Annotated in this window: 1 protein-coding gene; it reads right to left on the bottom strand. The window is 44.7% G+C overall.

Annotated elements, in window-relative coordinates; genetic code table 11:
- A partial coding sequence (locus ACNQGG_RS17200) for a hypothetical protein (protein WP_417966070.1) occupies positions 1 to 2,636 on the bottom strand: 2,636 nt, incomplete at both ends.

The following is a 2,636-nucleotide window of genomic DNA, read 5'->3' as shown; positions in this document are numbered from 1 at the left end:
CCGCATTGATGGTCACTGATTTTTGAACCGAACACCCATTGGCATCCGTTGCAGTATAGGTGTAATCACCCGCAGCTAGATTTGTTGTAGCGGTTGAACCAAAAGTAATGTTTCCAGTTCCACCGGTAGGCGTACTTAAAACCACAGATCCTTTTTCACCAACACATTTAGGTTGGGTTGCAGTAGCCGTGAAATTGATTTCAGTTGGCGCCGCATTGATGGTCACTGATTTTTGAACCGAACACCCATTGGCATCCGTTGCAGTATAGGTGTAATTACCCGCAGCTAGATTTGTTGTAGCGGTTGAACCAAAAGTAATGTTTCCAGTTCCACCGGTAGGTGTGCTTAAAACCACAGCTCCTTTTTCGCCAAAACATTTAGGTTGGGTCGCCGTAGCCGTGAAACTGATTTCAGTTGGCACCGCATTGATGGTCACTGATTTTTGAACCGAACACCCATTGGCATCCGTTGCAGTATAGGTGTAATTACCCGCAGCTAGATTTGTTGTAGCGGTTGAACCAAAAGTAATGTTTCCAGTTCCACCGGTAGGTGTGCTTAAAACCACAGCTCCTTTTTCGCCAAAACATTTAGGTTGGGTCGCCGTAGCCGTGAAACTGATTTCAGTTGGTGCCGCATTGATGGTCACTGATTTTTGAACCGAGCACCCATTGGCATCCGTTGCAGTATAGGTGTAATCACCCGCAGCTAGATTTGTTGTAGCGGTTGAACCAAAAGTAATGTTTCCGGTTCCACCGGTAGGTGTACTTAAAACCACAAATCCTTTTTCACCAACACATTTAGGTTGGGTTGCCGTAGCCGTGAAACTGATTTCAGTTGGCACCGCATTGATGGTTACTGATTTTTGAACCGAACACCCAGTGGCATCCGTTGCAGTATAGGTGTAATTACCCGCAGCTAGATTTGTTGTAGCGGTTGAACCAAAAGTAATGTTTCCAGTTCCACCAGTAGGTGTGCTTAAAACCACAGCTCCTTTTTCGCCAAAACATTTAGGTTGGGTCGCCGTAGCCGTGAAACTGATTTCAGTTGGTGCCGCATTGATGGTCACTGATTTTTGAACCGAGCACCCATTGGCATCCGTTGCAGTATAGGTGTAATCACCTGCAGCTAGATTTGTTGTAGCGGTTGAACCAAAAGTAATGTTTCCGGTTCCACCGGTAGGTGTACTTAAAACCACAAATCCTTTTTCACCAACACATTTAGGTTGGGTTGCCGTAGCCGTGAAACTGATTTCAGTTGGCACCGCATTGATGGTTACTGATTTTTGAACCGAACACCCAGTGGCATCCGTTGCAGTATAGGTGTAATTACCCGCAGCTAGATTTGTTATAGCGGTTGAATCAAAAGTAATGTTTCCGGTTCCACCAGTAGGTGTGCTTAAAACCACAGATCCTTTTTCGCCAAAACATTTAGGTTGGGTCGCCGTAGCCGTGAAACTGATTTCAGTTGGTGCCGCATTGATGGTCACTGATTTTTGAACCGAGCACCCATTGGCATCCGTTGCAGTATAGGTGTAATCACCTGCAGCTAGATTTGTTGTAGCGGTTGAACCAAAAGTAATGTTTCCGGTTCCACCAGTAGGTGTGCTTAAAACCACAGATCCTTTTTCACCAACACATTTAGGTTGGGTTGCAGTAGCCGTGAAACTGATTTCAGTTGGCACCGCATTGATGGTCACTGATTTTTGAACCGAACACCCATTGGCATCCGTTGCAGTATAAGTATAAACCCCAGCGGCTAGATTTGTTATAGCGGTTGAATCAAAAGTAATGTTTCCGGTTCCACCAGCAGGAGTACTTAAAACCACAGATCCTTTTTCTCCAAAACATTTAGGTTGTGTTGCGGTAGCCGTGAAACTGATTTCAGTTGGCGCAGCATTGATGGTAACGACATGTTGTGTTGAACACCCATTGGCGTCCGTTGCAATATAAGTATAATCACCCGCTGCCAATTCTGTTGTGGCAGTTGAATTAAAATTAATTGTTCCAGTTCCACCGGTAGGCGTACTTAAAACCACAGATCCTTTTTCACCAACACATTTAGGTTGGGTTGGAGTTGCTGTGAAGCTTATTGCGGTTGGCGCAGCATTGATGGTAACGACATGTTGGGTTGAACACCCATTGGCGTCTGTTGCAATATAAGTATAATCACCCACTGCCAATTCTGTTGTGGCAGTTGAATTAAAATTAATTGTTCCAGTTCCACCGGTAGGCGTATTTAAAACCACAGATCCTTTTTCACCAACACATTTAGGTTGGGTTGGAGTTGCTGTGAAGCTTATTGCGGTTGGCGCAGCATTGATGGTAACGATATGTTGGGTTGAACACCCATAGGCGTCCGTTGCAATATAAATATAATCACCCGCTGCCAATTCTGTTGTGGCAGTTGAATTAAAATTAATTGTTCCAGTTCCACCGGTAGGCGTACTTAAAACCACAGATCCTTTTTCACCAACACATTTAGGTTGGGTTGCAGTAGCCGTGAAACTGATTTCAGTTGGTGCCGCATTGATGGTCACTGATTTTTGAACCGAACACCCATTGGCATCCGTTGCAGTATAGGTGTAATTACCCGCAGCTAGATTTGTTGTAGCGGTTGAACCAAAAGTAATGTTTCCA

The sequence above is a fragment of the Flavobacterium esculini genome (assembly GCF_048284325.1).
GTDB lineage: Bacteria > Bacteroidota > Bacteroidia > Flavobacteriales > Flavobacteriaceae > Flavobacterium.
Note: the sequence above shows the minus strand (reverse complement) of the source record. Positions and strands in the feature narration are given on the sequence as shown.